This window comes from Streptomyces sp. NPDC014733 (genome assembly GCF_043083385.1).
Taxonomy (GTDB): domain Bacteria; phylum Actinomycetota; class Actinomycetes; order Streptomycetales; family Streptomycetaceae; genus Streptomyces.
Window position 1 is genome coordinate 114405 of sequence record NZ_JBIBYO010000014.1, and the last position, 25104, is coordinate 139508.

Genomic DNA, 25104 nt, shown 5'->3' on the forward strand with positions numbered 1-25104 from the left:
CCCCTTGCCGTACCACCCACCCCACCACCCCACCCCATATCGCCCTTCCCCGCCGCCGTCTGCGCCCCCGCGCCGACGTGTTGCGTCCGCGGCCTCCGCGACCGGCCACAATGGACCCCATGACGGACTCCCTCGCCCACCCGCACCTGCGCTTCGCACCGGTTTCCGCGGATCCGGACGCACAGCACGGCCCCCGCGACATCGTGATCCTCGGCTCGACCGGTTCCATCGGCACCCAGGCGATCGACATCGTGCGGCGCAATCCCGACCGTTTCCGGGTGACCGCGCTCTCCGCGGCCGGCGGCCGGGTCGAGCTGCTCGCCGAGCAGGCGCACCAGCTGCGGGTCCGCACCGTCGCCGTGGCCCGTGAAGAGGCCGCCCCGGCGCTGCGGGAGGCGCTGTGCGCGCGGTACGGCGCGGGCGAGCCGCTGCCGGAGATCCTCGCCGGACCCGACGCGGCCACCGACCTCGCTGCCTCCCCCTGCCACACCGTCCTCAACGGCATCACCGGCTCCATCGGCCTCGCGCCGACGCTCGCCGCCCTCAAGGCCGGCCGGGTGCTCGCCCTCGCCAACAAGGAATCGCTGATCGCCGGCGGCCCGCTGGTCAAGGCCGTCGCCGCACCCGGGCAGATCATCCCCGTCGACTCCGAGCACTCCGCGCTGTTCCAGGCGCTGACCGGCGGCGCCCGCCAGGAGGTCCGCAAGCTCGTCGTCACCGCGTCCGGCGGCCCGTTCCGCGGCCGCGGCCGTGCCGAGCTGGCCGACGTCACCCCGGAGCAGGCGCTGGCCCACCCCACCTGGTCCATGGGGCCCGTCGTCACCATCAACTCCGCGACCCTCGTCAACAAGGGGCTCGAAGTCATCGAGGCGCATCTGCTGTTCGACGTCCCCTTCGCGCAGATCGAGGTCGTCGTCCATCCGCAGTCCTACATCCACTCGATGGTGGAATTCACCGACGGCTCCACGCTCGCCCAGGCCAGCCCGCCCGACATGCGGATGCCCATCGCGCTCGGCATGGGCTGGCCCGCCCGCGTCCCCGACGCCGCGCCCGGCATCGACTGGACGACGGCCCGGACCTGGGAGTTCTTCCCCCTCGACGAGAAGGCGTTCCCCTCCGTCCCGCTCGCCTGCCACGTCGGCGACCTCGGCGGCACCGCACCCGCCGTCTTCAACGCCGCCAACGAGGAGTGCGTCGACGCCTTCCTCCACAGCGGGCTGCCTTTCACAGGGATTGTGGATACGGTCGCCGAAGTGGTCTCCGCACACGAGATGCCCGGACGGGGAACTTCCCTCACCGTCGCGGACGTACTGGAGGCGGAGACCTGGGCGCGCGCCCGCGCCCGCGAACTGGCCGCCCGGGCGGCTCGTACACCTTCGGAGGCTCGCGCATGACGACCTGGATGACCATCCTCGGCATAGTCGTCTTCGTCGTCGGCCTGCTGTTCTCCATCGCCTGGCACGAGCTCGGCCATCTCTCGACGGCCAAGATGTTCGGCATCCGCGTGCCGCAGTACATGGTGGGCTTCGGGCCGACGCTCTTCTCCCGTAAGAAGGGCGACACCGAGTACGGCATCAAGGCCGTCCCGCTCGGCGGCTACATCCGCATGATCGGGATGTTCCCGCCCGGCGACGACGGGAAGCTCCAGGCCCGTTCCACCTCACCGTGGCGCGGCATGATCGAGGATGCCCGTTCGGCCGCCTTCGAGGAGCTCCAGGAGGGCGACGAGAAGCGGCTCTTCTACACGCGCAAGCCGTGGAAGCGCGTCATCGTGATGTTCGCCGGGCCGTTCATGAACCTGATCCTCGCGGTCGTGATCTTCATGAGCGTGCTGATGGGCTTCGGCATCAACACCCAGACCACCCAGGTCGGCTCGGTCTCCGACTGCGTCATCTCGGCGTCCGCCAAGACGGACAAGTGCCCGGCCGGCGCCAAGGACTCCCCGGCCAAGGCCGCGGGCCTGCGCGCCGGTGACAAGATCGTCAGCTTCAACGGCCGGGCCATCCCCGACTGGGACACCCTCCAGGGCCGGATCCGTGACACCACCGGGCCCGCCACGCTCGTCGTCGAACGCGACGGCGCCCGCCGCACCCTGCACGCCGACCTCATCGAGAACAAGGTCGCCAAGACCGACGGCCACGGCGGCTACGTCGACGGCCAGTTCGTCACCGCCGGATTCCTGGGCTTCACCCCGGCCAGCGGCGTCGTCCAGCAGTCCTTCGGCCAGTCCGTCGACCGCATGGGCAACATGGTCCAGCAGGGCGTCACCTCCCTGATCAACCTCCCCGGCAAGGTCCCCGACCTGTGGAACGCCGCCTTCAACGGCGCGGAACGCAAGCCGGACTCCCCGATGGGCGTGGTCGGCGCCGCGCGCGTCGGCGGCGAGGTCTTCTCCCTCCACATCCCCCCGGAGCAGCGCGTCGCGACGATGCTCCTCCTGGTGGCGGGCTTCAACCTCTCCCTCTTCCTGTTCAACATGCTGCCGCTGCTCCCCCTGGACGGCGGGCACATCGCCGGCGCCCTGTGGGAGTCGCTCCGCCGCGCCTTCGCGAAGGTCGTCCGCCGCCCGGACCCGGGCCCGTTCGACGTCGCCAAGCTGATGCCGGTCGCGTATGTCGTCGCAGGCGTGTTCATCTGCTTCACCCTGCTCGTCCTCGTCGCCGACGTCGTCAACCCGGTCACCCTCACCGGATAGCCCGGAAGCAGCAGGTCACACACGTGGACGGCCGGACGTCCCGCGGAGCGCCGCGGGCTTCCGGCCGTCGTCGTACGGCGCCGACGCGCGGCCACGATGTGCTTCGGGGAACCCCGGTGCCGTAATCTCGGAGGCCGGAGCCCGCCGACTTCGGGACCTAGATCCACACCTTGGGGTTGCTCGCCAGATGACTGCCATTTCGCTGGGAATGCCGGACGTACCGACCAAGCTTGCCGACCGCAGGGTCAGCCGCAAGATCCACGTCGGACCGGTCGCCGTGGGCGGAGACGCACCGGTTTCGGTGCAGTCGATGACGACCACCCGCACCTCCGACATCGGCGCCACCCTCCAGCAGATCGCCGAGCTGACCGCCTCCGGCTGCCAGATCGTCCGCGTCGCCTGCCCGACCCAGGACGACGCCGACGCGCTGCCCGTCATCGCGAAGAAGTCCCAGATCCCGGTGATCGCGGACATCCACTTCCAGCCCAAGTACGTCTTCGCCGCGATCGACGCCGGCTGCGCCGCGGTCCGCGTCAACCCCGGCAACATCAAGAAGTTCGACGACCAGGTCAAGGAGATCGCGAAGGCGGCCGGCGACGCGGGCACCCCCATCCGCATCGGCGTCAACGCCGGTTCGCTCGACGCCCGCCTGCTCGCCAAGTACGGCAAGGCCACCCCCGAGGCGCTCGTCGAGTCCGCGCTGTGGGAGGCGTCCCTCTTCGAGGAGCACGGCTTCCGCGACATCAAGATCTCGGTCAAGCACAACGACCCGGTCGTGATGGTCAACGCCTACCGTCAGCTCGCCGCGCAGTGCGACTACCCGCTCCACCTCGGCGTCACCGAGGCGGGCCCCGCCTTCCAGGGCACCATCAAGTCCGCGGTCGCGTTCGGCGCGCTGCTCTCCGAGGGCATCGGCGACACCATCCGCGTCTCGCTCTCCGCGCCGCCCGCCGAGGAGGTCAAGGTCGGCATCTCCATCCTGGAGTCCCTGAACCTCCGCCAGCGCCGCCTGGAGATCGTCTCCTGCCCGTCCTGCGGCCGCGCCCAGGTCGACGTGTACAAGCTCGCCGACCAGGTCACCGCCGGCCTGGAGGGCATGGAGGTGCCGCTGCGCGTCGCCGTCATGGGCTGCGTCGTCAACGGCCCGGGTGAGGCTCGCGAGGCCGACCTCGGCGTCGCCTCCGGCAACGGCAAGGGCCAGATCTTCGTCAAGGGCGAGGTCATCAAGACCGTCCCCGAGTCGAAGATCGTCGAGACCCTCATCGAAGAGGCGATGAAGATCGCCGAGCAGATGGAGAAGGACGGCGTCACCTCCGGCGAGCCGGTCGTCACCGCCGCCGGCTGACCGCCCCGTCAGCCGCCGCACGGCGCCCCTCGCGACGAGCCCCGCCGCCCCGTTCCCCGGGGCGGCGGGGCTCACACGTAGCGCCATAGGTGGTGTCACACGGCGGGAGGTACAGTGCGAGAACCTGCTCCTGCCTGGCCTCCCAGGCCCGCACCGGTGAGGCTTTCCGACACGTGCTGACGACCACCACCCTCAAGGTCCTGGAGCCAGGGGAGCTCGACGCCGCCCTGGAGGTCCTGGACCGCGACCCGGTCGCCAACGCCTTCGTCGCCGCCCGGGTCCAGGTGGCAGGGCTCGACCCCTGGCGGCTCGGCGGTGAGATGTGGGGCTGGTACTCCGGCGGCCGCCTGGAGTCCCTCTGCTACGCCGGGGCCAACCTCGTCCCCATCTGTGCCACCCCCGAGGCCATCCGCGGCTTCGCCGAACGCGCCCGCCGGCAGGGCCGCCGCTGCTCCTCCCTCGTCGGCCCGGCCGAGGCCACCGCGGCCCTGTGGTCGCTGCTGGAGCCCGCATGGGGCCCCGCCCGCGAGGTCCGCGCCCACCAGCCCCTCATGGTCACCACCGCCCCGTCCGCGGAGATCGCCCCCGACCCGTACGTCCGGCGCATCCGCAAGAACGAGATGGAACTGATCATGCCCGCCTGCGTGGCCATGTTCACCGAGGAGGTCGGCATCTCCCCGATGGCCGGCGACGGCGGACTCCTCTACCAGGCACGCGTCGCCGAACTCGTCGGCGCCGGCCGCTCCTTCGCCCGCGTCGAGAACGGCAAGGTCCTCTTCAAGGCCGAGATCGGCGCCGCCACGCCCCGCGCCTGCCAGATCCAGGGCGTCTGGGTCGACCCCGAACACCGCGGCAAGGGCCTCTCCGAGACCGGCATGGCCGCCGTCCTGCGCTACGCCCTCGCCGATGTCGCCCCCGTCGTCAGCCTCTACGTCAACGACTTCAACACGGCAGCGCGCGCGGCGTACCGCCGGGTGGGGTTCGAAGAGGTCGGGGCGTTCATGAGCGTGCTGTTCTGAGCCGGCCTGTGGTGAGCTGGGCTGTGGTGCGGTGACGTGAGCGGGCCTGACCTTGCCCGGTCCGGCCCGCCGTGGCCCGTGGCCTGCGGGGGCGTTGCGCCGTGCGTGGCCCTCGGGGCCCGGCCCGGCGCGCAGCGGGCGCCAGGTCCCGGTCGCGTCGTCGGCGCATGCCCCGTGCCGCATGGTGCCGCCCTGCCTCCGCCGCACCATGCCCCGCCCCGTCCCGCTCGCACCGGTGGAGCCCGCGGCGTCACGCCCGCCGGCTCCGTCCGCACCGTAACGCGCGCCGTGCGGGTGCCCCGTCCCGCTCCGCCCGCCCCGTCGTCGCCGCACGCCGGTGACGGTGCTGGACCGTGCTGTCCGAGGCATACGCCTTGTACGCTCCCGACCATGGATGACATCGCGGTCGGCCCCCTCGATCTCGCCGCCCGTGTGGACGACGCGCTGGCGGTGCAGGCCCTCGCCTTCGGGCTGACCGACGGCGAGATGGCCATCCGCCGCCCCATCGTGCTCCGGCACCTCCAGTGCCCCGGGGCCCGCGCGCTGGGCGCCACCACCCCCGCCGGCCGCCTCGTCGGCTTCATCTACGGCATGCCCAACGACCGCGCCCACTGGTGGTCCGGCGTCGTCGAGCCCTACCTGCGCGCCCAGCAGCTCGACCACTGGCTCGACGACTCCTTCGTCATCACCGAACTCCACGTCCACCCCGCCCACCAGCACCGCGGCATCGGCCGCCGGCTGATCACGGAGCTGACGGACGGCACCACGCGGCCCCGCAGCATCCTCTCGGCCCTCGACACGGAGAGCCCCGCCCGCGCGCTCTACCACTCCCTCGGCTACCAGGACCTCGCCCGCCGCGTCCTGTTCCCCAGCGCCCCCACGCCGTACGCCGTCATGGGCGCCCCGCTGCCGCTGCGCCGACGCTGACGCCGGCTCCGCGGTACGGCCGGACGGAGCGTGGGGCGCGGGCGCGGGGCGCGGGCGTGGGGCATGGGCACGGGGCGGCGGTGCTCCGGAGAGGCCGCGAGCAGCCGCGCCCCATGCGGCTGCCCCATGCCCCATGCGTGCCGCCCCCTGCCGTACGCGCCGGGCCCTGTGCGTCGCGCCCCATGCGGGCCTTGTTGCTCCCCGCGCCGTGCCCCGTACGGGGTGTCCCCGGCGCCCACCGCGGGCGCCGTGCAGGCGCTCCGTGCGCGGGGCGCCGGGCTCCGCGGGGTGCACCGTGCCCCGCGCGGGGCGGGCAACCCATTTCCGTGCGCCCTGCCCCGGCGGCTAATCTCCAAGGAGTCACCTTTCTTACGCAGGAGAAATTCCCATGGCCCACGCCGCTCAGGTCCAGCGCATGTCCCGATTGATGATCAAGACGCTGCGCGACGACCCGGCCGACGCCGAGACCGCCAGCCACAAGCTGCTGGTACGCGCCGGGTACGTCCGCCGTACGTCCGCGGGCATCTGGACCTGGCTCCCGCTGGGCAAGAAGGTCCTGGAGAACGTCTCCCGCATCGTCCGCGAGGAGATGGACGCCATCGGCGGCCAGGAAGTCCTGCTCCCCGCCCTGCTCCCCAAGGAGCCGTACGAGGCGAGCGGCCGCTGGGAGGAGTACGGCGACCTCCTCTTCCGTCTCAAGGACCGCAAGGGCTCCGACTACCTCCTCGGCCCCACCCACGAGGAGATCTTCACCCTCACGGTGAAGGACCAGTGCACGTCCTACAAGGACCTGCCGGTGATCCTCTACCAGATCCAGACCAAGTACCGCGACGAGGCCCGCCCCCGCTCCGGCGTGCTCCGGGGCCGCGAGTTCCAGATGAAGGACTCGTACAGCTTCGACACCACCGACGAGGGTCTGGCAGCCTCCTACGCCCTGCACCGTGAGGCGTACACCAAGATCTTCGAGCGCCTCGGTCTGGACTACCGCATCGTCTCCGCGGTCTCCGGCGCCATGGGCGGCTCCGCCTCCGAGGAGTTCCTCGCCCCCGCCGCGGCCGGTGAGGACACCTTCGTGGACTGCCCGTCCTGCGACTACGCCGCGAACACCGAGGCCGTCACGGTCAAGGTCGCCCCGGTCGAGGGCGCCGACCACGGCCCCGTCGAGGAGTTGGACACCCCCGACACCCCGACCATTGAGGCCCTCGCCGCGCACCTGGACGTCCCGGCGTCGGCGACGCTGAAGAACCTCCTGGTGAAGGTCGACGGCGAGATCGTCGCGGTCGGCGTCCCCGGTGACCGCGAGGTCGACCTCGGCAAGCTCGGCGAGCACCTCGCGCCCGCCACCGTCGAGCTGGTCACCGCCGAGGACTTCGTCGACCGCCCCGACCTGGTCCGCGGCTACGTCGGCCCGCAGGGCCTGGCCGGCACCGCGTTCCGCTACCTCGCCGACCCGCGGGTCGCGAGCGGCACCGCCTGGATCACCGGCGCCAACAAGCAGGGCATGCACGCGAAGAACGTCGTCGCCGGCCGCGACTTCGAGGTCGACCAGTACCTCGACGTGGTCGTCGTCGAGCCCGGCGACCCCTGCCCCAAGTGCGGCACCGGCCTGCGCATCGACCGCGCCATCGAGATCGGCCACATCTTCCAGCTCGGCCGCAAGTACGCGGACGCCTTCGAGCTGGACGTGCTCGGCCAGAACGGCAAGCCCGCGCGCGTCACCATGGGCTCGTACGGCATCGGCGTCTCCCGCGCCGTGGCGGCGCTCGCCGAGCAGAGCCACGACGGGTCCGGCCTGTGCTGGCCCCGCGAGGTCGCCCCGGCCGATGTGCACGTCGTCGCCGCCGGCAAGGCCAAGCAGACCGAACTCGCCCTGGAGATCGGCGAGAAGCTCGGCGCCGCGGGTCTGCGCGTGCTGGTCGACGACCGCCCCGGTGTGTCGCCCGGCGTGAAGTTCACCGACGCCGAGCTGATCGGCGTCCCGACCATCGTGGTCGCCGGCCGCCGTGCGGGCGAAGGCGTCGTCGAGGTCAAGGACCGCCGCACGGGCGAGCGCGAGGAGCTCTCCGTCGAGGACGCGGTCGCACGACTCAGCGCCTGATACGGGCCAAGGGGCCGACCGGGGCGAGGGTGCCTCGGCCGGCCCTTTGGCATACCCGGGGCGGCCGCGGACGGCGTGAGGGGAGCCGTGCCCGCTCTGTGCCTGGGGCGGCTGCGGCGGGGTGCGCGGGGCGGCCCGCCCCGTGCGGCTCCGCGCCGGGGCCCCATGCGCGCGTCCCACAAGGTGGGCCCCATGCGGGACGGAGCCGCATCACCACGCATGGGGCGGCGCGGCCTCATGCCTCGCCCCATGCGGGACGGAGCCGCACCACGCGCATGGGGCCCAGCAGCCTCCTGCAGACACGGGGCCCGAGCGGCCTCAAGCAGAGACGAGCCGCCGCCCCCTGCGGTGCCCCACGAGCCGCAGGGGGGCGGGGCAAGCCGCGTGGGGCCCGGCGGTGTGGTCGGGGAGTGCGCCCCGTGCCCCGTTCAGAGCCAGGTGGCGAATTCCAGGAGGAGTTCGCCGTGGCGGCGGTCGCCCGATGCGGCTTCGCGGACTCCGGCGGCCACCGCGCGGTAGAGCGTCCAGTCGCGCAGCCGGTCCCGGTCGACCTCCAGGGACTCGGCGAGCTTCGCCACCCGGCGACGGGTCGCGGCCGCCGCGCCCGAACCGGCAGCCAGGTCCTCGAAGCGGTCCGTGACCAGCGCCGCGAGATCGTAGGCCCGCTCTCCGATCACCGGGACGGGGCCCACCGCCAGCCACGGCGCACGTTCCCCGGCCAGGACCTTGCCCTGACGGAACGCGCCGTGCAGCACGAACTCCTCGGTGGCCGAGTCCGGCAGCGCACGGCGCAGCTCCGCCGCCTGCTCCACGAGCGGAGCGGCCGCCGGCGTCAGTGCGCCCGCCGTGCGCAGCGCCTCCACCGACTCCTCCGTACGGCCCGAGAGCGTCTCGAAACCGTGGTCTCCACCGGGCGGCGCCACCCAGAGACGGCGTACCGTTCCTGCAGCCTCCAGCAGCGCCTTCGCCGACGGCAGCGACCGCAGCGAGACCGCGCCGTGCAGACGTTCCAGCAGCAGCGCACCGCTCGCCTCGTCCGCCCGCAGCAGCCGGACCGCGCCCCAGCCGTCCCACAGCCGCAGCACCGCGGCCTCCTGCGCGTGCGAGCGGCCCGGGACGGGGAACTTGAGCGCCGCCGGGGTCCCGTCCTGCTGCCGGACGAGCGCGACCAGGCTGCTGCGGCCCCCGGGTGCGTCCACCCGCTCCAGCGTCAGCCCCCAGGCGTCGAGCCGCTCCTGAACCGCCGACGGCAGTGCGGCCAGCCAGGCGCGCACGGGTGCGGCCGGGGCGCTGCCGAGGGAGTTCACCAGCCGCCGCGGTGGTTCGACGGGTGCCGTTGCCATGCCTTGCCGTCCCTTTCCGGGATCATGGGCCGCCCGGCCCGCCAGGGCCCGCGGCCGGTCGTCAGAGCGCGTTCGCCGAGGCGCTCGCGGAGGGGGACGGGGCGCTGTCCGCCGCCCGTTCCACGAGCCCAGGGAAGGCTACGCCGCTGCCGCGCCAGCGCACCGCACGCACCGCCGCCTCCCGCAGCGCGGCGGCCGCGTCCGCCCGGCGCTTCTCGTCCCCCGAGCGGACCAGCCCCGCGTAGACGGCGGCGAGCCGGTCCTCCAGCTCGGCGGCGAGCCGGATCGCGGCGGCGGCGTCCGGCACCGGGAAGGGCAGCTCGTACGCGGCGGCCGCCGCCGCGGGGGTGCCGCCGAGGTCGCGCACCGTGCGGTGCAGCACGTCGCGGCGCGCACGGTGCGCGTCGTAGGCCTCACGGGCCTCCTTGCGGCGGTCGTCGGTGATCCGTCCGCCGACCACGCCGTAGCCGTAGACGGCGGCGTGTTCGGCGGCCAGGGCGCTCTGCACGGCGGACAACTGGGTGGGGCGGGCATCGGCGGGGTGCGGGGAGGGCGTCACGGGGCGGGCCTGTTCCTTCGGTGGGCGGGGGGAGTGTGCCGGGACGGGGCGCGGTGCGGTCCGCACGGGGCGCCGACCCCGTGCGGACCGGGGCACGCCCCACGCGTACGGAGCGCCCGTCCGGACCGGGTGGTCCGGTGCGTACCGGCCGTCTCACCCGGCGGCGGTCAGCAGATAGGCATGGGCGGCGCCGGCGGCGGCCACCGAGGCGAGCAGGCGGGCCAGGTCGGGCGGAGCGGTGCGCAGCGTGCGGGTGCGGGCGTCGGCCAGACGGCGCTCGGCGTCGGCCAGCGCGCCGCGCGCCGCCTTCTCGTCACCGGGCACCTCGGAGCCGGACGGCGCGGGCCCCTCGTCGGCCTTCTTCGACGCCGCGGCCTTCTGCGGCGCCCCGGGCTCCGGCGATGCGCCGGACTCCTGTGAGGCGTCCGGCTTCCCGGAGGCGCCGGACGCCGACGGCCCGGCCGAGCCCGTCGGACCGCCACCGGGGGAGGAGGCGCCGCCGGCCGGCCGGGCGCCGAACGCCTCGGCGTGGCGCGCCACTTCGGCGCGGAGCGGCCCCAGGCGCGGCCCCAGGGCGGGATGGGCCGCGAGGGTCGCGTCGTAACGGGCCAGCAGGCGCGTGCTGTCGCCCGCCGCCGCGGCCCGCAGCCGCTCGGTGGCCGCGGCCTGCCGCGCACGGGGCGTCCCGGAATCGTCGGAGCAGCCGCTCAGCAGGGGGGCGGCGCCCAGCACGGCGCCGGCCAGCAGGGTCGTTCTGCGCGTCAGCGCCACGTTCGGCACGTTCCACATCCCGGGTCTTCTGTAGTGATCACCGCTGGCGAGCGTATCCGCGACCGGCCACCGAATCGTCAGTACCCCGCCGGAACAGATAGGCTTTGACCCGACACGCGACCTACCCACAACAGCACACGCGGCCGAGGAGTCACCCGGATGAGCACCACCCAGAGCGAGAGGCTGCGCGGGCTGCTTGAACCGCTCGTCGCCGCGCGAGAGCTGGATCTGGAAGAGATCGACGTGACCCCCGCGGGCAAACGGCGGGTGCTGCGGGTCGTGGTGGATTCCGACGCGGGCGTTCAGCTCGACGAGTGCGCCGAGCTCAGCCGCGAGGTCTCGCAGGCGCTGGACGACTCCGACGTCATGGGCGGCGCCCCGTACACCCTTGAAGTGACCTCGCCCGGCGCCGACCGGCCGCTGACCGAGCTGCGGCACTACCGCCGCGCCGTCGGCCGGCTGATCAAGGCGCAGCTGCGCGAGGGCGGCGAGCTGGTGGCCCGTATCCGGACGGTGGACGAGGACGGCCTCGACCTGGAGGTCCCGGGCGTCAAGGGCCGCAAACCGACTCAGCGCCGCCTCGCCTTCGACGAGGTCGCCAAGGCGCGGGTCGAGCTGGAGTTCAACCGTAAGAGCGAGTCGTCCGGTCAGCGCGGTGCGCAGGACGACGAGAAGATCGACGAGAGTCAGGAGGAGGCGTAGCCGTGGATATCGACATGAGTGCCCTGCGGGGTTTGGTGCGGGAGAAGGAGATCTCGTTCGACCTGCTGGTCGAGGCGATCGAGTCGGCCCTCCTCATCGCCTACCACCGCACCGACGGCAGCCGCCGTCAGGCGCGGGTGCAGCTGGACCGCGGCACCGGCCATGTGACGGTGTGGGCGAAGGAAGACGCGGCGGACCTGGAGCCGGGCGAGGAGCCCCGCGAGTTCGACGACACCCCGTCCGGCTTCGGCCGGATCGCGGCGACCACCGCCAAGCAGGTCATCCTGCAGCGGCTGCGGGACGCCGAGGAGGAGATCACCTTCGGCGAGTTCGCCGGGCGTGAGGGCGACGTCATCACCGGCGTCGTCCAGCAGGGCAAGGACCCCAAGAACGTCCTCGTGGACGTCGGTCCGATGGAGGCCATGCTCCCCGTACAGGAGCAGGTCCCCGGCGAGGACTACTCGCACGGCACCCGGCTGCGGTCGTACGTCGTCCGGGTCGCCAAGGGCGTCCGCGGCCCGTCCGTGACGCTGTCGCGTACCCACCCCAACCTGGTGAAGAAGCTCTTCGCCATGGAGGTGCCGGAGATCGCCGACGGTTCCGTCGAGATCGCCGCCATCGCGCGTGAGGCCGGGCACCGTACGAAGATCGCGGTGCGCTCCACGCGCTCCGGGCTCAACGCCAAGGGCGCCTGCATCGGCCCCATGGGCGGCCGGGTGCGCGCGGTTATGGCCGAGCTGCACGGTGAGAAGATCGACATCGTGGACTGGTCCGACGACCCGGCCGAGCTGGTGGCGCACGCGCTGTCGCCGGCGCGGGTCAGCAAGGTCGAGGTCGTCGACCTCGCCGCGCGTTCCGCCCGGGTCACCGTCCCCGACTACCAGCTGTCGCTGGCCATCGGCAAGGAAGGGCAGAACGCCCGCCTCGCCGCCCGGCTGACGGGCTGGCGCATCGACATCCGCCCGGACACCGAGCAGCAGGCCCCCCGGGACTGAGCCGCACGGCACGCCCCCGCGCACCGTTCGTGAAATTGGGTGGTGCCGCGGGGGCCGACCGGGAATTCTGAGCAGTCGTCCGGCCTTTACCCCATCGGGGTGAGGTCGGCGCGGGGAGGTAGACTTAAGCAGTGTCTGGCCGGACGCATGCCCGCGCATGCCCTGAGCGAACCTGTGTGGGATGCCGGGAGCGAGCGGCCAAGGGCGATTTGCTGCGCATCGTGGCGATCGAGGGTGAGTGCGCCCCCGATCCTCGCGGTACGCTGCCCGGCCGGGGTGCTCATGTGCACCCGACACGGGTCTGTCTCGACCTGGCGGTCCGCCGCCGGGCGTTCAACCGGGCCTTCCGGGGCCCGGGGCCGTTCGATGCAGCGGCCTTGCGGCAGTACATCGAAGGCGTCGAACAGCGGCCCGGGCAATAACGCACGAATGCACAGCGCACGGAAAACCCCGTGCGGTCAGGTACCTCGCGAGTCGGAAGTAGGTCGAGATTGCGATGAGCACTCGATGAGTACGCGATGAGTACGCCCATGAAGTAGCGACGGTCCGGTGGACAACCCGGACCTAGAAGGAGCGAAGTGGCTAAGGTCCGGGTATACGAACTCGCCAAGGAGTTCGGAGTCGAGAGCAAGGTCGTCATGGCCAAGCTCCAAGAACTTGGCGAATTCGTCCGATCGGCATCCTCGACGATCGAGGCGCCGGTTGTTCGCAAGTTGACCGACGCTTTCCAGGCGGGTGGCGGCAGCGGCCGCGCCGCCGGTAAGCCCGCGGCGCCGCGCAAGGCTGCGCCCGCAAAGCCGTCCACGCCCTCTCCGGCGCAGGCGGCCCGTCCGGCTGCCCCGAAGCCGGGCGCCCCCAAGCCTGGTGCGCCCAAGCCGGGCCCCGCGGCCCCGGCCGCGCCCGAGGCGCCCAAGAGCAGCGCGCCCACCCCGGCGCCGCGCCCGGCGCCGGCCCGTCCGGCTCCCAAGCCCGCTCCGGCCGCCCCCGCGCAGCCCGAGTTCCAGGCTCCGCCGTCCGCGCCCGCCGCACAGTCCGGCCCGCGCCCCGGCGCCACCCCCGGCCCCCGTCCGGCGCGCCCCGCGCCGCAGGGCGGCCAGGGTGGTCAGGGCCGCGGCAACGCCCCGCGTCCCGGTGGCGAGCGCGCCCCGCGTCCCGGCGGCGGCCGTCCGTCCGGCCCGCGTCCGGGCAACAACCCCTTCACCTCCGGTGGCTCCACGGGCATGGCCCGTCCGCAGGCCCCCCGTCCCGGCGGCGCGCCGCGCCCCGGCGGCCAGGGTGGTCCCGGTGGTCCCCGTCCGCAGGGCGGCGGCCAGGGCGGTCCCCGTCCCCAGGGGCAGGGCGGCGCCCGTCCGACCCCCGGTGGCATGCCCCGTCCGCAGGGTGCGGCCCCCGGTGGCGCCCCGCGTCCCGGCGGCGGTAACCGCCCGAACCCGGGCATGATGCCGCAGCGTCCGGCTGCCGGCCCGCGTCCGGGCCCCGGCGGTCGTGGCCCCGGCGGTGCCGGTCGTCCCGGTGGCGGCGGCGGTCGTCCGGGTGGCGGCGGTGGCTTCGCCGGCCGTCCCGGTGGTGGCGGCGGCGGTCGTCCGGGTGGCGGCGGCGGTTTCGCCGGCCGTCCCGGTGGCGGTGGCCCCGGTGGCGGCGGCTTCGGCGGTCGTCCCGGTTTCGGTGGCCGTCCCGGCGGTCCCGGTGGCCGCGGTGGCACGCAGGGTGCGTTCGGTCGCCCCGGCGGTCCCGCGCGTCGCGGTCGTAAGTCGAAGCGGCAGCGCCGTCAGGAGTACGAGGCCATGCAGGCCCCGTCGGTGGGCGGCATCATGCTGCCGCGCGGCAACGGCGCGAAGGTCCGCCTCTCGCGTGGTGCCTCGCTGACCGACTTCGCCGAGAAGATCAACGCGAACCCGGCCTCGCTGGTCCAGGTCATGCTGAACCTCGGCGAGATGGTGACCGCGACCCAGTCCGTCTCCGACGAGACGCTGGAGCTGCTCGCCGGCGAGATGAACTACGTCGTCGAGATCGTCAGCCCGGAGGAGGAGGACCGCGAGCTGCTCGAGTCCTTCGACATCGAGTTCGGCGAGGACGAGGGCGGCGAGGAGATGCTCGTCGCGCGTCCGCCGGTCGTGACCGTCATGGGTCACGTCGACCACGGTAAGACCCGACTGCTGGACGCGATCCGCAAGACGAACGTCATCGCGGGCGAGGCCGGCGGCATCACGCAGCACATCGGTGCGTACCAGGTCTCCACCGAGGTCAACGACGAAGAGCGCCGCATCACCTTCATCGACACCCCCGGTCACGAGGCGTTCACCGCCATGCGTGCCCGTGGTGCCAAGTCGACCGACATCGCGATCCTCGTGGTGGCGGCCAACGACGGTGTCATGCCGCAGACGATCGAGGCCCTGAACCACGCCAAGGCGGCCGACGTGCCGATCGTGGTCGCGGTCAACAAGATCGACGTCGAGGGCGCCGACCCGACCAAGGTGCGCGGTCAGCTCACCGAGTTCGGTCTGGTGGCCGAGGAGTACGGCGGCGACACCATGTTCGTCGACATCTCCGCGCGCCAGGGCACCAACATCGAGCAGCTGCTCGAGGCCGTGGTCCTGACCGCGGACGCCTCGCTCGACCTGCGTGCCAACGCGGAGCAGGACGCCCAGGGCATCGCGATCGAGGCCCACCTCGACCGTGGCCGCGGCGCCGTGGCGACCGTCCTGGTCCAGCGCGGCACCCTGCGCGTCGGCGAGACCATGGTCGTCGGTGACGCCTACGGCCGCGTCCGCGCGATGCTCGACGACAAGGGCAACAACGTCGAGGAAGCGGGTCCGTCGACCCCCGTCCTGGTCCTGGGTCTCACCAACGTCCCCGGCGCCGGCGACAACTTCCTCGTCGTCGACGAGGACCGTACGGCCCGCCAGATCGCCGAGAAGCGCGCGGCGCGCGAGCGCAACGCCGCCTTCGCCAAGCGCACCCGCCGGGTGTCCCTCGAGGACCTCGACAAGGTGCTCAAGGCCGGCGAGGTGCAGCAGCTCAACCTCATCATCAAGGGCGACGCGTCCGGTTCGGTCGAGGCTCTCGAGTCCTCGCTGCTCCAGCTCGACGTCGGCGAAGAGGTCGACATCCGGGTGCTGCACCGCGGCGTCGGTGCGGTCACGGAGTCCGACATCAACCTGGCGTCCGGCTCCGACGCGATCGTCATCGGCTTCAACGTGCGCGCCGAAGGCCGTGCCACGCAGATGGCCGACCGCGAGGGCGTCGACGTCCGGTACTACTCGGTCATCTACCAGGCGATCGAGGAGATCGAGGCGGCCCTCAAGGGCATGCTCAAGCCGGAGTACGAGGAGGTCGAGCTCGGTACCGCGGAGATCCGCGAGATCTTCCGCTCGTCCAAGCTCGGCAACATCGCGGGTGTCCTCATCCGCTCCGGCGAGGTCAAGCGCAACACCAAGGCGCGCCTCATCCGCGACGGCAAGGTGGTCGCGGAGGACCTCACCATCCAGGGTCTGCGCCGCTTCAAGGACGACGTCACCGAGATTCGCGAAGGTTTCGAGGGCGGTATCAACCTCGGCAACTACAACGACATCAAGATCGACGACGTCATCGCGACGTACGAGATGCGCGAGAAGCCGCGCGGCTGATCACGTAGCGCACTGTCCGCGCGGAGCCCGGCCCCCTTCGGGGCGGCCGGGCGGCGGGCGGACCCGGGGCCGGTCGGCGGAGCGTTATTTCCGTCGATCGGCCCCGGCCGTTGCGTGTACGGTGCGAGGGACTCGCGATTCCGAGGCCCCACGGGTGGCTCTACCCGTCGTACATGTACGTAGGGACACTGTCCTTCGACCTGCTTCTCGGCGACGTACGGTCGCTCAAGGAGAAGCGCTCCGTCGTCCGCCCGATCGTCGCCGAGCTGCACCGCAAGTACGCGGTGAGCGTCGCGGAGGTCGGGGACCAGGATCTGCACCGCCGGGCCACCATCGGCCTCGCGGTGGTCTCCGGGGACGCGGGGCATGTCACCGAGGTGATGGACCGCTGCGAGCGCCTGGTCGCCGCACGGCCCGAAGTGGAGCTGCTGTCGGTCCGCCGACGGCTGCACGGCGACGACGACTGGTCATGACGGCCGGGCGGACGGACGCCGGTGGAAGCACAATTGTGGAAGATACGAAGGAGACGGACCAGTGGCCGACAATGCGCGGGCGAAGAAGCTGGCGGACCTCATCCGGGAGGTGGTCGCCCAGAAGCTGCAGCGTGGCATCAAGGACCCGCGGCTCGGCACGCACGTGACCATCACGGACACCCGGGTCACCGGCGACCTGCGGGAGGCGACGGTCTTCTACACGGTGTACGGCGACGACGAGGACCGGGCCAGCGCCGCCGCGGGCCTGGAGAGCGCCAAGGGCATCCTGCGCTCGGCGGTCGGTGCCGCGGCCGGGACGAAGTTCACGCCGACGCTGACGTTCGTCGCGGACGCCCTGCCGGAGAACGCCAAGACGATCGAGGACCTGCTCGACAAGGCACGGGCCTCGGACGCCAAGGTGCGGGAGGTGTCGTCGGGCGCGCAGTACGCCGGCGAGGCGGACCCGTACCGCAAGCCGGGCGACGACGAGGACGACGAGGGCGCAGCCGCAGAATGAAGCGTAAGAACACCGGGCCGGACGGTCTTGTCATCGTCGACAAGCCGTCCGGCTTCACGTCGCACGACGTCGTGGCGAAGATGCGGGGCATGGCCCGGACGCGCCGGGTCGGCCACGCCGGGACCCTCGACCCGATGGCGACGGGCGTCCTCGTCCTCGGCATCGAGCGGGCCACCAAACTGCTGGGCCACCTCGCGCTGACGGAGAAGGAGTACGTCGGCACGGTGCGGCTCGGCCAGACCACTGTCACCGACGACGCGGAGGGCGAGATCACCGCGTCCAAGGCGGCGCACGGCCTGGCGCGGGAGGACATCGACGCGGGCGTCGCGGAGCTGTCCGGCGCGATCATGCAGGTGCCGTCGAAGGTCAGTGCCATCAAGATCGACGGCAAGCGGTCGTACTCGCGGGTGCGGAACGGCGAGGACGTCGAGATCCCGGCCCGGCCGGTCACCGTCTCGTCGTTCGTCGTCCACTCCGTGCACGAGGCCGAGGCGGAGGACGGCACCCCGGTGACCGACCTGCTGGTCTCGGTCACCTGCTCCTCGGGAACGTACATCCGCGCCCTCGCCCGGGACCTGGGCGCGGGGCTGGGCGTCGGCGGGCATCTGACCGCGCTGCGGCGCACCCGGGTCGGGCCGTACAAGCTCGACCGGGCGCGGACCCTGGAGCAGCTGCAGGGCGCGGTGGACGACACCGAGGGCGCCGGGCTGCCGGTGATGCCGATCGGTGAGGCGGCGGCTGCCGCCTTCACCCGCTGGGACGTCACCGCGGCGCAGTCCCGGCTGCTGATGAACGGCGCTCGGATCCCGATGCCGCTGTTCGAGACCGAGGGCCCGGTCGCGGCCTTCGACCCGGACGGCACCTTCCTCGCCCTGGTGGAGAACCAGGGCGGCCGGGCCAAGAGCCTGGCGGTGTTCGCCTAGGGCGGACGAGAACCGTACGGGGTCTGTGCAGCCCGGTACGGGGGCGATCGGGGAGCCGGTCCGAGGCATTGGCTTCGGGCCGGCTCTTCGGGTTGGGGGAGGGGAACGGGGCGTGGGGCTCGGGACGTGGGGCGCGCGCCTCATGCGGTGCGCGCGGTGCGGGGGAGGGGGCACGGTGGGCCGTGCGGTGCGCGCCGTGCGGTGCGCGGCGGGCCGGTCGGCACGGCTCGTGGCGTTGCTCCGGCTCCGCCCCGTGCGGTGCGCGCCGTGCGGTGTGCGGCGGGCCGGTCCGCCCCGGCCTGTGGCGTCGCTCCGCTCCGCCCCATGCGGTGCGCGCCGTGCAGTTCTTCCGTCCCGCCCCATGCGCCGCCTCTGGCTGCCCCGTGCGAGGCCCCGGGGCAGCCCGCCCGCGCCCCGTGCGGTGGGCCCCATGCCCCTCGTACGGGATGTCCCCTACGGGTGTGCCCCAGGGGCTCGGGGCGCGCGCCCCTGGGGCTTCGGGCCGGTGAGGCCACCCTTCTCGGGTGGCGGGGGGCCCGGCATGGCAGTCTTAGACCTGCGTCATGCCGAATTGACGCAGTGGACGGACAAGAGTTCGGGCGAGGAGCGGGCACAGTGCAGCGCTGGCGTGGCTTGGAGGACATTCCCGAGGGCTGGGGGCGCAGCGTCGTCACCATCGGCTCGTACGACGGAGTGCACCGCGGCCACCAATTGATCATCGGTGAGACCGTCGCGCGCGCCCGGGAGCTGGGCATCCCCGCGGTGGTCGTCACCTTCGACCCGCACCCCAGCGAGGTCGTCCGCCCCGGCACCCATCCGCCGCTGCTCGCCCCGCACCACCGGCGCGCGGAGCTGATGGGGGAGCTGGGCGTCGACGCCGTTCTGGTGCTGCCGTTCACCCGGGAGTTCTCGCAGCTGGCGCCCGCCGATTTCGTGGCGAAGGTGCTGGCCGACAAGTTGCACGCACGGATTGTCGTCGAGGGCCCCAACTTCCGCTTCGGACACAAGGCGAAGGGCACCGTCGAGACCCTCGCCGAGCTGGGCGTGGCCCACGGCTTCACGGTCGAGGTCGTCGATCTCGTGGAGCGGGGCTCGGCGGGCGGCGGGGTGCCGTTCTCGTCCACGCTGACCCGCCGGCTGGTCGCCGAGGGCGACGTCGCGGGTGCGGCGGAGGTCCTGGGGCGGCCGCACCGCGTCGAGGGCGTCGTCGTCCGCGGTGCGCAGCGCGGACGCGAACTGGGCTTCCCCACCGCCAACGTGGAGACGCTGCCGCACACCGCGATCCCGGCCGACGGGGTGTACGCGGGGCTGCTGCACGTCGAGGGCGAGGCGATGCCCGCGGCCGTATCGGTGGGCACCAACCCGCAGTTCGACGGGAAGACCCGCACCGTCGAGGCGTACGCGATCGACCGGGTGGGGCTGGACCTGTACGGGCTGCACGTCGCGGTGGACTTCCTCGCGTACATCCGGGGCCAGGAGAAGTTCGCCACGCTCGACGCGCTGCTGGAGCGGATGGCGATCGATGTGAAGCAGGCACGTGAACTGATCGCCGCGGCGGGCTGAGCCCGGCGCCGCGGGACCGCGCCACACGGAGGGCGCCCGGGGGAGTCCCCGGGCGCCCTCCGTCGTCCGCGCCATGCGTGGCGCGGCGCCCCATGCGCCATGCCCCATGCGTGCGCCGCACCCCGCCCCATGCGCGGGCCACACGGCATGCCCTGTGCCCCACGCGCGCGCCGCACCCCGCCCCGTACGCGGCGCCGTGCACAGACGGACGGGGCCCGGCACCGTGAAGTGCCGGGCCCCGTCCGTGTGGTGCGACGCCTACCGCGTCACTGCGGGGGCTGCTGCCACCCCTGCTGATCGGGCTGCGGTGCGTCCGGGGCGGGCTGCTGCCAGTGGGCGGGCGGCTGCTGCGGCTGCTGGGTCCAGCCGCCCTGCTGCGGCGGGTAACCGGCCGGCGGCTGCGCCTGGGGCTGCTGCTGCGGCGACTGGCCCTGCTGCGGGTACTGCTGCTGCCCGTACGGGGCCTGGGCGTACGGATCCTGGCCCATCTGCTGGCCCTGCTGCGGGTACATCCCCTGGGCCTGCTGGGCGCGCGAGAAGTCCTCGGCGACCAGCGCGGACAGGTTGAAGTACGCCTCGCGGGTCTTGGGCCGCATCATGTCGAGGTCGACCTCGGCGCCGGCGGCCAGATGCTCGTCGAACGGGACCACGACCACCCCTCGGCAACGCGTCTCGAAGTGCGACACGATGTCGTCGATCTTGATCATCTTGCCGGTCTCGCGGACCCCGGAGATCACCGTGATGCCGCGCTGCACCAGGTCGGCGTAGCCGTGCGCGGAGAGCCAGTCCAGTGTGGTGCTGGCGCTGCTCGCTCCGTCGACGGACGGGGTGGAGATGATGATCAGCTGGTCGGCGAGGTCCAGGACGCCGCGCATGGCGCTGTAGAGCAGGCCCGTACCGGAGTCGGTGAGGATGACCGGGTACTGACGGCCCAGGACGTCGATCGCGCGGCGGTAGTCGTCGTCGTTGAACGTCGTGGAGACCGCGGGGTCGACGTCGTTGGCGAGGATCTCCAGACCGGACGGCGCCTGCGAGGTGAACCGGCGGATGTCCATGTAGCTGTGCAGATGCGGGATGGCGTGCACGAGGTCACGGATGGTCGCGCCGGTCTCGCGGCGCACACGGCGGCCGAGGGTGCCGGCGTCCGGGTTCGCGTCGATCGCCAGGATCTTGTCCTGCCGCTCGGAGGCGAGCGTGGCGCCGAGCGCGGTGGTGGTCGTCGTCTTGCCGACGCCGCCCTTGAGGCTGATCACCGCGATCCGGTAGCAGGACGTCACCGGCGTACGGATCAGCTCCAGCTTGCGCTGCCGCTCCGCCTCCTCCTTCTTCGCGCCCAGCTTGAACTTGGACGGCTGCGCGTTGGCGCCCGGCTTGCGCCGCTTGGGCTGGTTGCGCAGCAGCCGGTCGGAGGTCAGCTCGACCGCGGCGCTGTAGCCCAGCGGCGCACCCGGAGTGGCCCGCTGCTGCGGCTGCTGCTGACCCGGCTGGGAGTACGAGGCGTAGTTCGCGCCGCCCGCCTGCTGGCCCGGCAGCGGCTGGTGCGGAACCTGCCCCTGCTGCGCGGCCTGCTGTGCCGCCTGTGCCTGCTGGGCGGCCTGGGCCTGTTGGGCCTGCTGCGCGGCCTGCGCCTGCGGGTCGTAGCCGGTCTGCGCGGGCTGCCCCTGCTGGGGGTAGCCGGCCTGTGCCTGCTGCGCGGCCTGCTGGGCCTGCGGGTCGTAGGCGGCCTGCTGCGGGTACGTCTGCGGCGACTGCTGCGGGTACCCCTGCGCGGGCTGCGGATAGCCGTACGCCGACTGCTGGGCGGGAGCCTGCTGCTGGGGCTGCTGCGGGTAGCCGTACGCGGGCTGCGGATAGCCGTACGCGCCCGGCTGCTGCTGGGGCGCCTGCTGCGGGTAGCCGCCCTGCTGGGGGTAGCCCTGCGGCGGCACGCCCTGCTGCTGCGGGAAACCGGCCTGGGGCTGCGGCTGCTGCGGGGCCTGGGGCTGCTGCGGGGGCAACTCCTGCCCCGGCTGCGGCTGTTGGACCTGCTGTGGCGCCTGGGCCTGCTGGGCCTGCGCGGTGCGCGGGTCGGCGGGCTGGTACTCCGGCGGCAGCGGGGGCAGCCCGCCCTGCGCGGCGGGGTCCGGCTGCGCGGGCCACGGGGCGCCCTGCGGCGGCACGCCCGGCTGCGCCCCGCCCTGCGGCGGCACGTCTTGCGGGGCACCCTGCTGGGGGGCCTGGGGCGGGGCCTGCTGCGGCTGCGCGGCGGCCTGTTCCGGTGCGGGCGGTGCGGCCGGTGCCTGCTCGGGCTGTGCGGCCTGCGGTGCCTGGAGCGGTACCGGCTGCGCGGCGGCCTGCGGACCCGGCTGCTCGGGCGCCGGCGGGGCGGGCGCGGCGGGCGGAGCCTGTGGCTCGGGAGCCTGGCCGGCATCGGACAGCGGGGTTTCGGCCACGGGCGCCTCCGGCGCGGCCGGTGCCGGCTCCTCCGCCGGGGTGTCGTCCTCGTCGTCCCACAGCGAGGCCGACGGGTCGGCGCCCGTACCGGAGCGGACGTTGCCGCCGCCGGGAGCCGGGGCGTCGTCGGCGGCAGGAGCAGCCTCCGCCCGGGGCGCGGCCGGGGGCTCCGGGGCGTCCGCGGACTCCTGCGGGCGCAGCATCGGGAAACCGGGCGGCGCGGCATCGGCGGGCGGCGGCACCGGGGCGCCGGGGCCACCCTGCGGCGCGCCGGCCGGCGGACCCGCAACACCCGGGCCGGACAGCGGCTGCCCGGTGGGCGGCGGGGGAGAGGCGGGGGACGGGGCGGGCGCCATGGGCGTGCCCGCGCCGCCGCTGGTGTCGGAGCTCGCGTACCAGGCCGGAGCCGCGAAATCGATCTTGAATTCGCCCGTCAGGTCGAACTCGGACTGCTCGTCGTCAGGGTCGTTCCCGTCCGGGCGGAAAGCCTCCCGCTCGTTCACTGTGCCTCCTGGTGTACTGCAACGCACCTGAACGGCAGGACCGGATACAGGCGGATCGATCGGATGTCACGGAATTCGGAACACCCCGCCCGGGGTTGCGCCAACACTGCTCTCTCCATCCCCGTATCGGCTGCCGTCCGGTGTGCTCCTGCGGCGACATACAGCCTAATCAAGAGTCGGGCCCGAACGGCAGTCGACGTCATGTCGTCTTCTGCCCCCGCGGTACACCTACGGGCGCACCCGAGGATGCGCCCGTAGGGAAAGCCCCGCTCCGCGGGCGCGGGGCGCCCGGCGCCGTCAGTCCATCCGGCGTGGTCCGCCGAGCAGGTTGGTCTCCGCCTCGGTGGGCTGCGTCATCACGAACTGGTGGCTGTCGCGGGTGCACCAGAGCATCGCGTTGTCGCTCAGCGTCGGCAGCACCGCGCCGACCTGCTCCGGCAGCCGCATCACGCGCGTGACGACCTCCGCCTCCTCCGGCGACAGCCGCTGCAGACCGACCAGATCCGCCCGGCCCAGCATCTGCGGCGAGCGCGGCCCGAGGAACGGCAGCACCGTGAGCACCGACTGCCAAGGGCTCGGCGCCAACTGATTGCGCGGGGGGCGCGCGCCCATGTCCCGCACCACCAGCACGGGGCTGGAGACCGACGGCCCCTGGGGCGCGATCTGACGCACCTCGTGCACCGACACGCACTGCTGACCGCCACCCGCGGCCTGCGCCATCTGGCCCCAGGCCGGCGGGCGCGCCGTCTCGACCGCCACGCGCGCGCCGGTGGCGACCGTACGCAGCGCCAGTACCTGGGCCATCCACATGCTGCCGACCAGCACGATGTCCAGCGGCGCGGGGCGCAGCAGGCTCAGCACGGCGGGCTGGTTCTGCGGGTCGATGCCGATGATGACGCCGTCGTCGCCGGCCGGCAGGGTCAGCGACGCCAGCGACTCGGCCGTCAGCACGTGCGGGCTACGGCGCGGACCGCGCAGCCCGAAGCCCGGCTGCGGCTCCGGCCCCGACTGCGCCGACCGCTGCTCGTCCGGACGCGGCTGGTGCGAGGGGCGGCGCCCCTGCCCGGCGTCCGGCGCGCCGATGGGCGGATTGCGCCAGCCCGTCCCGGAGTTGTTCACACGCGGCTGATACGTGGGAGAGGTCATCAGCGGGTACCTCCGAGGGGGAGCGTGGCGAGCAGGCCGGGCAACTGCTCCCGGTCGAGCCGGACGAGACCGACCTTCGCCGAACCGGAACGCCGTTCCAACTCCCGCTGTGCCGCGTCGAGTTCGTTCTCGCTGCGGGTCGACAGCCGGACGTAGCCCGAGATCGCGGGCGCCCGCCCGCTGCCGTGCGTCGCGGTCAGCGCGAAGGTGCTCGCCATCGCCGGGGTGCTGGTCAGCAGCTGGGTGACGGCGGCCAGCGGCGCGCCGCCCGGGCCGAGCTGGGGCCAGCGCCCGATCCAGTACGTGGTGTGCCAGCGGTCGTCGCAGCGCCACGCCCGCGTCGTCTCCTGGGTACGGCGCCCGGAGCGGCTGTCGCGCCCCATGGCGCCGTTGGCGGCCCGCGGGCTCACGCACACCGCGGTGCCGACCGCGGCCACGACCTCCCGCTCGGCGAGCACGCGCGCCCGGACGCCGTGCGAGGTCAGCCGGCTCACCAGCTGGTCGGCGGCGCGCAGCAGCGACCGCTTGGCGCCGTCCATGCCGCCGCCGCGGGCCTCGATCGCCTCCGCGCACAGCTCCGGGTCGAGCTTGAGCGCGATCCACGTCAACTGCACCGCGGGGGTCTGTGACTGCGCCTGCAGCGGTGCGTACGAGCGGGCGGCGACGGCCTGTTCGGGCAGGTGCGGCGCCGGCGCCGGCTGGGTGTACTGCACGTACTGCACGGATTCGAGGTGGATGTCCTCGACGTCGAGCGCGGTGTGGAGCACGTCGAGCGGCAGCATCCGGCTGCCGCTGACGGGCCGCAGCGGTTCGTCCCGGGGTTCGACCTGCACCAGCGCGGTCAGGAAGGTGCCGTCCCCGACGAAGCCGACGGCGCGCTGCTCGGCGTCGGTGTACTCGTACGTGCGCAGCGCCGGATCGCACTCGACGACCGGGGCGAAGGCCGGTTCGACGCCCTGCGTCGCCACGGTGCTCGCCGCCTTGCCGCGGCGCTTCATCGCCCGCACGGTCGTGATCCATTCGGGGAGCGGGATCCGGCGGCGGCGGCCGAGCGCGAAGATGACGAGGACGGCGGCGAGCACGACCGCGACGGTCAGCGCGATCACGTTCACGGACGCGCCGACCAGGACCAGTGCGGCGGCGATCTCGATGATGGCCAGCTGCTGGACGCGAACGGGGCCGATGCTGCCGATCTGCGGACGCAGCCGCGGGGCCACCGGCCCGCCCGGCGAACTCCGGTCCCCTTCTCTGCCGTTGGCCGGATCCGATCCGTCCTGACCGCCGATTCCCGCGGTGCGCGGTGCCGTGGAAGGCTGTTGCTGCTGTTGCCGCCCATTGCGGCGTCGAGCCCTGGTGGCGCTGGACATCCCCCGGCCTGCTCCTCTACTGGTGGTGTGGCCTCGCGGCGCATCAATCGCCGTTGAGACTGGTGCGTTGGAAGGTGGCACCCGTACCGTACGGGTCGA

The 25104-nt window shown here is 73.3% G+C and carries 20 protein-coding genes; 14 read left to right on the plus strand and 6 right to left on the minus strand.

Annotated features, from left to right (window positions below; genetic code table 11):
- The first annotated feature begins 119 nt into the window (after positions 1-119).
- The 6 genes from dxr (at position 120) to ACF1BH_RS26320 (ending at position 8084) form a co-directional block, all read left to right on the plus strand.
- Positions 120-1394, plus strand: coding sequence for a 1-deoxy-D-xylulose-5-phosphate reductoisomerase (gene dxr, locus ACF1BH_RS26295; RefSeq protein WP_391646244.1), 1275 nt, complete (start codon positions 120-122; stop codon positions 1392-1394).
- Complete coding sequence (locus ACF1BH_RS26300) at positions 1391-2695, plus strand: M50 family metallopeptidase (protein WP_391646246.1); 1305 nt, start codon at positions 1391-1393, stop codon at positions 2693-2695. Before dxr ends, ACF1BH_RS26300 begins: the two co-directional genes overlap by 4 nt.
- A gap of 187 nt (positions 2696-2882) precedes the next feature.
- Positions 2883-4040 (plus strand): flavodoxin-dependent (E)-4-hydroxy-3-methylbut-2-enyl-diphosphate synthase, encoded by a 1158-nt coding sequence (ispG, locus tag ACF1BH_RS26305; RefSeq protein ID WP_391646248.1) that lies wholly within the window; start codon positions 2883-2885, stop codon positions 4038-4040.
- 173 nt (positions 4041-4213) lie between these two features.
- On the plus strand, positions 4214-5059 hold the full coding sequence (locus ACF1BH_RS26310; RefSeq protein ID WP_391646250.1) for a GNAT family N-acetyltransferase: 846 nt from the start codon (positions 4214-4216) through the stop codon (positions 5057-5059).
- Between the two features lie 390 nt (positions 5060-5449).
- A complete protein-coding gene (locus ACF1BH_RS26315) occupies positions 5450-5986 on the plus strand; it encodes a GNAT family N-acetyltransferase (RefSeq protein WP_391646252.1) in 537 nt (178 codons plus the stop codon).
- Between the two features lie 388 nt (positions 5987-6374).
- Complete coding sequence (locus ACF1BH_RS26320; protein ID WP_391646254.1) at positions 6375-8084, plus strand: proline--tRNA ligase; 1710 nt, start codon at positions 6375-6377, stop codon at positions 8082-8084.
- A gap of 428 nt (positions 8085-8512) precedes the next feature.
- Here ACF1BH_RS26320 and ACF1BH_RS26325 read toward each other — a convergent pair whose 3' ends face one another.
- The 3 genes from ACF1BH_RS26325 to ACF1BH_RS26335 form a co-directional block, all read right to left on the minus strand.
- Entirely contained in the window at positions 8513-9427 is a 915-nt protein-coding gene (locus ACF1BH_RS26325) for an aminoglycoside phosphotransferase family protein (RefSeq protein WP_391646256.1), read from the minus strand.
- A 61-nt stretch (positions 9428-9488) separates the two neighbouring features.
- Positions 9489-9986, minus strand: coding sequence for a ferritin-like domain-containing protein (locus ACF1BH_RS26330; RefSeq protein ID WP_391646258.1), 498 nt, complete (start codon positions 9984-9986; stop codon positions 9489-9491).
- 153 nt (positions 9987-10139) lie between these two features.
- Entirely contained in the window at positions 10140-10775 is a 636-nt protein-coding gene (locus ACF1BH_RS26335) for a hypothetical protein (protein WP_391646260.1), read from the minus strand.
- Positions 10776-10916: 141 nt separating this feature from the next.
- Here ACF1BH_RS26335 and rimP point away from each other — a divergent pair, with 141 nt between their 5' ends.
- The 8 genes from rimP (at position 10917) to ACF1BH_RS26375 (ending at position 19556) form a co-directional block, all read left to right on the plus strand.
- The gene (gene rimP / locus ACF1BH_RS26340) at positions 10917-11459 is read left to right on the plus strand and encodes a ribosome maturation factor RimP (RefSeq protein WP_391646262.1); all 543 of its coding nucleotides are present in this window, start codon (positions 10917-10919) and stop codon (positions 11457-11459) included.
- A gap of 2 nt (positions 11460-11461) precedes the next feature.
- Positions 11462-12454, plus strand: a complete 993-nt coding sequence (gene nusA / locus ACF1BH_RS26345; protein ID WP_030288048.1) for a transcription termination factor NusA — start codon at positions 11462-11464, stop codon at positions 12452-12454.
- Between the two features lie 131 nt (positions 12455-12585).
- A complete protein-coding gene (locus ACF1BH_RS26350; RefSeq protein WP_345080054.1) occupies positions 12586-12876 on the plus strand; it encodes a YlxR family protein in 291 nt (96 codons plus the stop codon).
- 156 nt (positions 12877-13032) lie between these two features.
- Positions 13033-16080 carry a translation initiation factor IF-2 gene (gene infB, locus ACF1BH_RS26355; RefSeq protein WP_391646264.1) on the plus strand — a complete coding sequence of 1016 codons (3048 nt, stop codon included), beginning with the start codon at positions 13033-13035 and terminating at the stop codon, positions 16078-16080.
- Positions 16081-16253: 173 nt separating this feature from the next.
- Positions 16254-16553 (plus strand): DUF503 domain-containing protein, encoded by a 300-nt coding sequence (locus ACF1BH_RS26360; protein ID WP_143944399.1) that lies wholly within the window; start codon positions 16254-16256, stop codon positions 16551-16553.
- A 61-nt stretch (positions 16554-16614) separates the two neighbouring features.
- The gene (gene rbfA / locus ACF1BH_RS26365; protein ID WP_030288054.1) at positions 16615-17070 is read left to right on the plus strand and encodes a 30S ribosome-binding factor RbfA; all 456 of its coding nucleotides are present in this window, start codon (positions 16615-16617) and stop codon (positions 17068-17070) included.
- Entirely contained in the window at positions 17067-17993 is a 927-nt protein-coding gene (gene truB / locus ACF1BH_RS26370; RefSeq protein ID WP_391646267.1) for a tRNA pseudouridine(55) synthase TruB, read from the plus strand. Before rbfA ends, truB begins: the two co-directional genes overlap by 4 nt.
- 615 nt (positions 17994-18608) lie before the next feature.
- The gene (locus tag ACF1BH_RS26375; protein WP_391646269.1) at positions 18609-19556 is read left to right on the plus strand and encodes a bifunctional riboflavin kinase/FAD synthetase; all 948 of its coding nucleotides are present in this window, start codon (positions 18609-18611) and stop codon (positions 19554-19556) included.
- A 266-nt stretch (positions 19557-19822) separates the two neighbouring features.
- Here ACF1BH_RS26375 and ACF1BH_RS26380 read toward each other — a convergent pair whose 3' ends face one another.
- The 3 genes from ACF1BH_RS26380 to eccE all read right to left on the minus strand — a co-directional run bounded on the left by ACF1BH_RS26380 (position 19823) and on the right by eccE (position 25005).
- Complete coding sequence (locus ACF1BH_RS26380) at positions 19823-22492, minus strand: SCO5717 family growth-regulating ATPase (RefSeq protein ID WP_391646271.1); 2670 nt, start codon at positions 22490-22492, stop codon at positions 19823-19825.
- Between the two features lie 297 nt (positions 22493-22789).
- The gene (locus ACF1BH_RS26385; RefSeq protein ID WP_391646273.1) at positions 22790-23638 is read right to left on the minus strand and encodes a hypothetical protein; all 849 of its coding nucleotides are present in this window, start codon (positions 23636-23638) and stop codon (positions 22790-22792) included.
- The gene (gene eccE, locus ACF1BH_RS26390) at positions 23638-25005 is read right to left on the minus strand and encodes a type VII secretion protein EccE (protein WP_391646275.1); all 1368 of its coding nucleotides are present in this window, start codon (positions 25003-25005) and stop codon (positions 23638-23640) included. Before eccE ends, ACF1BH_RS26385 begins: the two co-directional genes overlap by 1 nt.
- Positions 25006-25104 lie beyond the last annotated feature (99 nt).